We start from the raw sequence: 8,309 nt of genomic DNA, 5'->3' as shown, positions 1-8,309 counted from the left end.
GGCGACAAGGCCAAGATGATCGAGACGTTGGATAGCGGGTTCAGCGAGAGACATATTGGACTTCCGACAAATAAAAGTAATAGATCAAACCTCACGATCGCCGTCAACCTAGTTTTGGGAATAAAGCAACACACTGTGCAGTAAATCACATTATTTTTAAATCAGAAATGAGGTGCGGAATGACGGTTTCACCATTATTCATTTCCTATTTTAATCTTTTAATTGATTTTATCACTACCCCAATTATTGTATAATTTTTGATTAAGACTGTTTTACGTTCACTTTCAATACCTAATATTGAGAAGTAAACTGTGGCCAGAGCGTGTTGACCATGGCATAAAAAATAGAGATTTTTATGAAATTCAAGTCAAAAATAAAACCTTACCACGCGGCTGCGGGGGGGTGGGGTTCACTGGAAGCAACAACCCGCTTCGTCTTTGATAGTAAAAAAGCCCTGAAAAATATGGTTAACCTGATGCGCATGAACAAGCCCAGAGGCTTCGATTGCCCCGGATGCGCATGGGGAGATGATAACAAAAGTCTTTTTAGTTTTTGTGAAAACGGCGCCAAAGCCGTCACTTGGGAAGCTACTCGCCGGTATGTTGACCGAGAATTTTTCGCCACTTACAGTGTGAGTAAACTTTACCAACAAAGTGATTATTTTCTTGAATATCAAGGGCGAGTGGTGGAGCCAATGAGTTATAACCCGCAGACGGATCATTATGAGCCGATCAGTTGGGATGAGGCTTTTACCCTGATTGCCAGCCATATTAAAGCGATGGATAACCCTAATCAGCTTGAACTGTACACTTCAGGCCGCGCCAGTAATGAGGCTTCATGGCTGTACCAACTATTTGGCCGTCTGGCAGGAACCAATAACTTCCCTGATTGCTCCAATATGTGCCATGAAGCCAGTGGCAGCGGCATGTTAAAAAGTTTAGGGGTTGGGAAAGGGACGATTCGGCTGCAAGATTTTGATCATGCCGATGCCATTTTTATCTTCGGTCAAAATCCCGGTACCAACCATCCACGAATGCTGCATAGCTTACGACACGCTGCTGAACGGGGTGCGCATATCGTTACTTTTAACACTCTGCGTGAGCGCGGGTTGGAACGTTTCGCTGATCCACAAAAGCCACTCGAAGTGATGACACCAAGGGCAGGGGAGATTAGCCATCGTTATTATCAACCCAAACTTGGCGGGGATATGGCCGCAGTGCGTGGGATGGTTAAGGCACTTTTGGACACCCATAACACCCTGCGGGCCAACGGTAAATCAGGTATTTTTGATCTGGCATTCATTGCAACTTACACCAATGGTGTGGAGGCGTATTTGCAAGAAGTGGCTGCAACTGACTGGTCATTTATCGAAGAGCAATCGGGCTTGAGCGAAGCACAATTGCGTGAGGCGGCATCCATTTATCAGAAGGCTGAACGCGTCATTTGTACTTGGGCAATGGGGATAACGCAACATAAACACTCTTTGGTTACCGTGCGCGAAATCGTCAATCTGCAATTACTTTTTGGTCAATTGGGTAAACCTGGCGCCGGGCTTTGTCCGGTACGTGGGCACAGTAATGTACAGGGTAACCGGACGATGGGGATTAATGAAAAACCGCCCCAATCTTTTTTAGATAGCATGGCCGCTCATTTTGGTTTCGAGCCTCCTCGTGCTCATGGTCATCATGTTGTGGAAGCGTTGAGTGCCATGTTGCGTGACGAGGTTAAGGTGCTGATCGCACTGGGTGGGAACCTTGCGGCCGCAGCTCCGGATACTCAGCAAACAGAAGAAGCGCTTAAACACTGTGATTTGACCGTACACATCAGCACAAAATTAAATCGGAGTCACCTTGTTACGGGGAAAAAAGGGGCGCTTATCTTGCCGACATTGGGTCGTACTGAACGTGATATTCAGGCCACAGGCTCGCAGTTTGTGACGGTAGAGGACTCTTTCAGCATGGTTCATGCTTCAGAGGGCGTGAATAAACCGTTATGTGATACCCAACGTTCTGAGACGGCGATTGTGGCAGGCATTGCTAATGCGACAGTAGGTAATACCGCGACGATTAACTGGCTGGAATTAGCGGGCGATTACAATAAAATTCGTGATCATATTGCGGCAACCATTCCAGGGTTTGCTGACTTTAATCACAAGTGTGAGCAACCCGGCGGTTTCTATCTTGGTAATGCAGCGGCCGAATTACGTTTTGCGACACCGAGCAAAAAAGCACAATTCAGCTCTGCACCGCTACCGAAAACCCTGTTCCCACAAATTGACGGTACTGACGTTCCTTTTACGTTGCAGACCTTACGTTCACATGATCAATACAACACCACGATTTATGGGCTGGATGATCGTTATCGTGGGGTTTATGGTCAGCGGGATGTGTTGTTCATGAATCCGGAAGATATCGCTCAACTGGGATATCAAGCCGGCGATCGGGTCGATATCGAAACAATATGGAATGACGGTATTAAGCGTAAAGTTTCCGGCTTCAAGTTAGTGCCTTACACCATTCCCCGCGGCAACCTTGCTGCTTACTATCCAGAAACCAACCCATTAGTCCCAATGGAAAGTTTTGGTGATGGTACAGGCACGCCAACCTCAAAATCTGTGCCGGTTAAATTATCCCTCACGGAACAGAATCGGGCTGAACTTCAGCGCCTTGTGTAAATAAAACCATAGTGTAAGTCGGTGTTTCTTTTTCAAACGGCATTTTTCAGCAATTCTATCTTCCGATCGGTAGATGGAACTGCTGAGATAGCATATTTGGAGATCACCAACTTTTTGAATCAATTTATGCAGTTGCCGATTTACTTACTGTATTTATTTTTTCACCATCCCGCTTATCCAATTCCGCCAAAATACGTTCAAGTTGCTCATCAAAATCAGCCGGTTTTTTATCTTTGAACAAGAACAAAGCAGGGAAACGCTTATAATCAGTGGCGGCAACTGCATCCTTTCCTTGTAATAAATATTTGACGATAAAGGCGTGGGCTTCGTCTTGCCGTAGTCTGGTATTAAATCCCCATAAGGAGCCATAAGAGAGGCACATCTGGAAAGCGCGACGAGCCAGTGCGTTATTATCATCCAATGTATACATTGCCAGCCCCATTAAATGGACGATTTTCATCGGGTCGGTCTGATTGGAGACACCCACTTGTGAATAACGCGCTGCATAAACTTTGCCTTTGTACCAGCTAAAAAACAGTTGGCGCTGTCGGTCAATAAATATTGGCGCTTGCAATTTCCAGAAAAAGCATCGGTGTATCAGATAGAGAGAGAAAACCAGTAATGAGCTGAACTGTAGAAAGTCGGTAATTAAAAATTTGGTACTGGCATGGAAATAGTTATAGCGATAATAAAGATATTTCCAGAAAGAGATAGTTTTATCATTACCAATAAAACGAGAGCCTTCTGTAATATCAGGAAGATCTTTGCGGAGGTAAAAGTCTTCTCCGTATTTTTCACGAACATTATTGACTGTGCGTAATATATTAACTTCACTTTTTGATTTTAATTCTATAAGACTATTAATGCAGTAATGAAAAGTTATTAATATACCAATAAGGAGGGGAAAAAACACAATCGTTCGTGCAAGCCGCTGGGCATTACGCATGGTACATTGTTTATCGTCAATGCTATTCAAAACCTGAGCTTCGCTTAAGAAGGGAACTAAAGTGCCTGAGGCACGATCAAAGTTTTTTGCTAAAGAAAACAAAATCGTGGAGACCCTCAGGCATGTCTAATTTAGAAGAACTTTACTGCTGCGTCGATGACTTTTGCCAAAAATTTATCCCCCTCTGGCATCAACAGCTCATTGAAAATGGATTACGTAAACGGGATCGCGAAGCGTCCCTTTCTCTCAGCGAAGTCATGATGATCCTCATTTTATTCCATATGAGCCATTATCGCGATTTCAAAACGTTTTATATTGAACATGTAAAACAATATTTTACCACCGATTTTCCCGGATTAGTCAGCTATACCCGCATGCTCACCCTGAAGAAAAGGGCACTGATCCCTTTATGCGCTTTTCTGTCGTCACGTAAGGCGACAACCCAAGGAATTGCTTTTATTGATTCCACCAAAATTGCCGTTTGTCATAACCTACGTATTCCCCGTCATCGGGTATTTGAAGGCATGGCGCAACGAGGCAAAACCAGTACAGGCTGGTTTTATGGCTTTAAACTTCATCTGGTTATCAATGATTGCGGGGAACTTTTGGCTGTGAAATTAACTGCTGGAAACCAAGATGATCGTCACCCTGTCAAAGCCTTGGCAAAAGGGCTAACGGGATGTTTATATGGCGATAAAGGGTATTTATCACAGGCTTTATGCGATGAATTGGAAGCTGAAGGCGTTACGTTAATCACGAATGTTCGTCGCAATATGAAAGCCAAAGCGTTATCGCTCTGGGATAGGCTAATGTTAAGAAGGCGATTTTTGATAGAAACGGTCATTGATCAGCTCAAAAATATTTCTCAGATCGAGCATTCAAGACATCGCAGTCAACTCGGTTTTCTACTGGAAATCGCCGCAGGCCTCATTGCGTATACATTCCAACCTAAAAAACCGAGTTTGACTTTACGGAATAATGATATTGCTATTCTTAAACGAAGCTGAGGTTATAATAAGTCAGCCGTCAATGAAATAAGCGCTGTTGTAAATTTAACAACGTCATAAGATCTGCTGAGTTCATCCTGATCCAACGGGTTATTTTGGCTAAATTGGGACTGGATAACGACAGAGGTTGCCGTTTTGACATTAAGAAATAAGCTAAGACCCGGTGCGGTTTTCTGGAGTAATATTGCCGTGTTGTGTGTACCGACTTTGAAAAAATCGAAGGAAGTATTAAAACCCTCTTTGACCGTTATGCTGGCAAGTTTGATACCAATATTGGCTTGAGTGGCGGCTGTTTTTACTTGTTCTGATACGACTTGCCCGGTGTTTATCCCGGCTTTTATCGCGGTATTACCCGCTTTTTTAACGGCGTTTTCGAATGCCTGTTCTGCTTTTCCAGGCTGGATAATTTCCTGTCGCTTTTGATAGAAAAGGGATTCTGATACACGCAGTTTTCTGAAGGGTTCATTATATCGAGGCATCTTCGGCCCCTTATTACCAGGATAATGTTTTTTTCCGGCGATTTTTACTAATCGTTTATGAATTTCCCCGAATTCTTTAAGGGTTATATGAAGCCCCATCCGGTAATCAATAGCAATGCCAAAAGGTTTTAATAAAACGGGGACAATTTTGTTGGTGATTAAACGAATAGCTGCCTCACTTAAATGAGTCAAGGGACCTTTTATCTTGATGGTTCCTGTTTCCATTAGTGCAACGGCTTTACCGAAAACTCTACCGAATATCGCAAAAAATTTTTCTGATACATATTTAGCGGCTCGCAAGGTTTTCAGGGATTTCTCATTCAGCCACTTTTTAGACCGTTGAACAGATTTGTCAGGGTTATTAATAAAGTCCTTTGTATCATGATAAAGTTTGCGGGCAATATCTCCGCTTTCACCATGAGTCAGGATCTTTACCATCCCTGTTGCGGCAATTTCCCAAGCATTAGAACTGTATTCGGGAGAAGCGTTATTAACGGCAGTCGTAATTGCAGCGCTTCTTTTTGAATCTGCTTGTTGATTGGGATCATATAAGTTGTCGGAAGAAGTGGCTACTTTATCAAGGAGATTGTTGAGTGCCGCACTGGGGTTATCGGCTGCCAGTGAAATCAACTCTTCCAGCATTTTTTCTGCGGGTATGGACATTTGGAGATCATGAAAAATATCGAAAATCAGATCCACAAAAGAGTGAATGTCCTGAATATCATTTTCTTCTAAAATATCTTTTTTTTCATGTTGATGGACAGAGAAAAAATATTTCAGGTAGTTATCAAGGCTGCCGATTTGCCCGGTAACCTCAGAAGCACTGGCAAACGCTTTGAATAAACTAATAAAGTTATCTTGTCGTTTTTCAAACTCTCGATGCTGGTTTTTTATTGGTCTCCAATGTTTTTTTATTGCACTACGATTCAGGACATTCCCGATAGAACGTTTCTCTACCGGTTTGTTACGATGCGCTTCAATAAGGCTTTCGATGTATAAACCAATCGTTAACGGGTAAAGGTTGAGTTCCACATTATATTGTTGCCATGCAGTCAAAATATGATGGGCTTCCAAAATTTCTTTTTGCCGCCCAACGGGATCATGCAGGATCACAATCCGTGATTTTTCCTGATAACAGAGCTTATTGCGGATCGCACGAGCGATTTTATCCGCATCTATTTCATAGGATAACTGCGTAGTCAGTTCATCGATCCTGATGGTGGTTAAATCCATATCACCGAAATTATTGGCATCAATTTTGGCTTTGGCGGCGGCAAACTGTTCTTTGCGGATTTTGTAGTCCTGAATCAGTTTGGTAAAGTGAGTCTCATTGGCTTCAATGGCATGGGATTGATTATCATCATCGAGATTAATGAACTGCATGGTTTTTTTACGCAGTTCCAAATCCCCATTGATACGGGCGATGACATTGGGATGCCACAGATGTTCACTATAGGCAATACTGATATTCGAGACATCTTTCGCGACAAATAAAAAAGGATATCCCTCTCCATTTAAACCTGGTTCCGGTATTACGCCATCACGTGCATCTTTTTTGTTCCGGTAGATGAATTTTCTAAAGTTCTCAGTTTGCTGCTCGCCGTTTTGTTCGTATTTAAAGATATGAAAATAGGCCGTTTTACTGGGTCTATGCTCCATACTGTCTTCTTCTCGAATGTAAATCCAACCTGGGCGCAGCAGACGGGCAGCATAGCCTTTGCTCTCTTTCAGCGTGGTTGCAGACATCAGCGTGTGAATATCGGGTGGTGCTTCTGGGTTCTCCAGCTCTGCCCCAAAGAAATTCACATAGGCATAGCGGACAGGATAGAGAGGTTTGATATTCCCATCGCACGGGTACTTCGTGCTCCCCATATCAAGTCTGGATACGGATTTATTCGCACTTTCGCTAATGTCGGTTATTGAAGATGTCATGACTGGCTCCATGTTGTAGGGGTAAGGCATTCCTTGAGAAGTTTGTAGGCTTTGGCTTCTTGATTGGAAGGCTCAGACAAAACAGCGTCTAACGTGTGGTTCCAGAGGGCTTCATTTTTGGCGGTCACAGAGCGCGCCACAATACAGTAAAGCCCCGTCAGCTCAAGGGTGAATCCGTTCAGGTAGGCGTAATTGGCCTGTCTGGTGATAAAGGGTAACCGTTGATCTTCTGGAACCTGACACTGTTGCTGAACATGTTCTTTGATAAACGCCTTAACCTTGTGGAAGTACTTTTGCTGCATATACCGTTCAAAATTGAGGTTCATCCTGTCATTGATCGTGACAGTCTCAAGTTTGGCTTCCCTGATATTTGCTGTTACGGTCGCTTTCATCAGGCAATTTTCATGATTGAAACCGTAAATGGCACCAATATGCCGCATAAAGGAAGCAAGAGCGCCACGGGACAGGCTTTTTAGGGTTAAATCCAAGGTCAGTGAGTAATAGAAGCGGAAAAATACCCATTGCTGACTGTGCTCTTGTTGCAAGTAGGGAAATTTGCGCAGGTGGTTATACAGCTCATCAAACTGGCTGTCAGTATGGATGAAAATCCCAATATCCGGCGTGTAGTGGGTGATGAATATCTGCCGCAGAAATGCTTTATCCTCGTGGCCGGTCAGTTCGATCAGATAAGGGGCTGCATCTTCGAGGGCAATTTGGGTTGACCCCTTAAACAGGCAACGATAAGGCAATCCAGAGGCCATCAATGAAGGAACGATAAAATGGCCAGCATGTTTATGGTAAACCCCTGCATCAATGACCAGATAGCAATGGGAATATTTCGTGGCATTTTGGTTTTGCTGATAAAGCAGGGAATGTAAAGTATCGCTAATCCAGTATCGATTAAAGGGATTCTCACCCGTAAAGGGGGGACAAGGATATTGGGTGATTTCCAAATCACCGGTATCGATTGGCAGCGGCTCGCTGATATCCTGTGGATTTAGCACAATGATGGGTTGTTGCTCACTGACGTTCTTAAGATTCAGGATCAGGTGTTTTTCAAGGTGAGCGCTGGTATCCAGATATTGCAGAAAGGGCAAAATTTTTTCGTACTGACCTTCATCTGCCCGCAATGAATGCAACATATGCTCAGATAATTGCACTAATGCTTGATGCTGGCTTTGGGCTTGGATCAATGCCTGCGCTCGGTAGTGTCGAGGTTTTTGTTGTTCAGAGCCACAGTAACCATATGAAAACTCGGCTACCCAAAGATA

5 protein-coding genes are annotated in these 8,309 nt (G+C 43.6%); 2 read left to right on the top strand and 3 right to left on the bottom strand.

What is annotated here, in order from left to right; all coding sequences use genetic code 11:
* The first annotated feature begins 355 nt into the window (after positions 1–355).
* Positions 356–2,674, top strand: a complete 2,319-nt coding sequence (locus PSI15_RS16405) for an FdhF/YdeP family oxidoreductase (protein ID WP_273584468.1) — start codon at positions 356–358, stop codon at positions 2,672–2,674.
* Between the two features lie 124 nt (positions 2,675–2,798).
* Here the strand turns inward: PSI15_RS16405 and PSI15_RS16400 are convergent, their stop codons facing one another.
* Positions 2,799–3,722, bottom strand: coding sequence for a hypothetical protein (locus PSI15_RS16400; RefSeq protein WP_273584467.1), 924 nt, complete (start codon positions 3,720–3,722; stop codon positions 2,799–2,801).
* Between the two features lie 20 nt (positions 3,723–3,742).
* Here PSI15_RS16400 and PSI15_RS16395 point away from each other — a divergent pair, with 20 nt between their 5' ends.
* Positions 3,743–4,627, top strand: a complete 885-nt coding sequence (locus tag PSI15_RS16395; protein WP_273584466.1) for an IS982 family transposase — start codon at positions 3,743–3,745, stop codon at positions 4,625–4,627.
* Positions 4,628–4,629: 2 nt separating this feature from the next.
* Here the strand turns inward: PSI15_RS16395 and PSI15_RS16390 are convergent, their stop codons facing one another.
* Together PSI15_RS16390 and PSI15_RS16385 are read right to left on the bottom strand one after the other, a co-directional pair.
* The gene (locus tag PSI15_RS16390; protein ID WP_273584465.1) at positions 4,630–7,038 is read right to left on the bottom strand and encodes a toxin VasX; all 2,409 of its coding nucleotides are present in this window, start codon (positions 7,036–7,038) and stop codon (positions 4,630–4,632) included.
* A partial coding sequence (locus PSI15_RS16385; RefSeq protein ID WP_273584464.1) for a DUF4123 domain-containing protein occupies positions 7,035–8,309 on the bottom strand: 1,275 nt, incomplete at its 5' end. The genes PSI15_RS16390 and PSI15_RS16385, both read right to left, overlap by 4 nt.

Source organism: Xenorhabdus sp. PR6a (genome assembly GCF_028599065.1).
GTDB lineage: Bacteria > Pseudomonadota > Gammaproteobacteria > Enterobacterales > Enterobacteriaceae > Xenorhabdus > Xenorhabdus doucetiae.
This window is presented reverse-complemented; position numbering and strand designations above follow the sequence as displayed.

Bases quoted from the DNA above. Each gene is read 5' to 3' on its own strand.
- PSI15_RS16405 (WP_273584468.1), top strand. From the start codon at position 356: ATGAAATTCAAGTCAAAAATAAAACCTTACCACGCGGCTGCGGGGGGG.
- PSI15_RS16395 (WP_273584466.1), top strand. From the start codon at position 3,743: ATGTCTAATTTAGAAGAACTTTACTGCTGCGTCGATGACTTTTGCCAA.
- PSI15_RS16390 (WP_273584465.1), bottom strand. From the start codon at position 7,038: ATGACATCTTCAATAACCGACATTAGCGAAAGTGCGAATAAATCCGTA.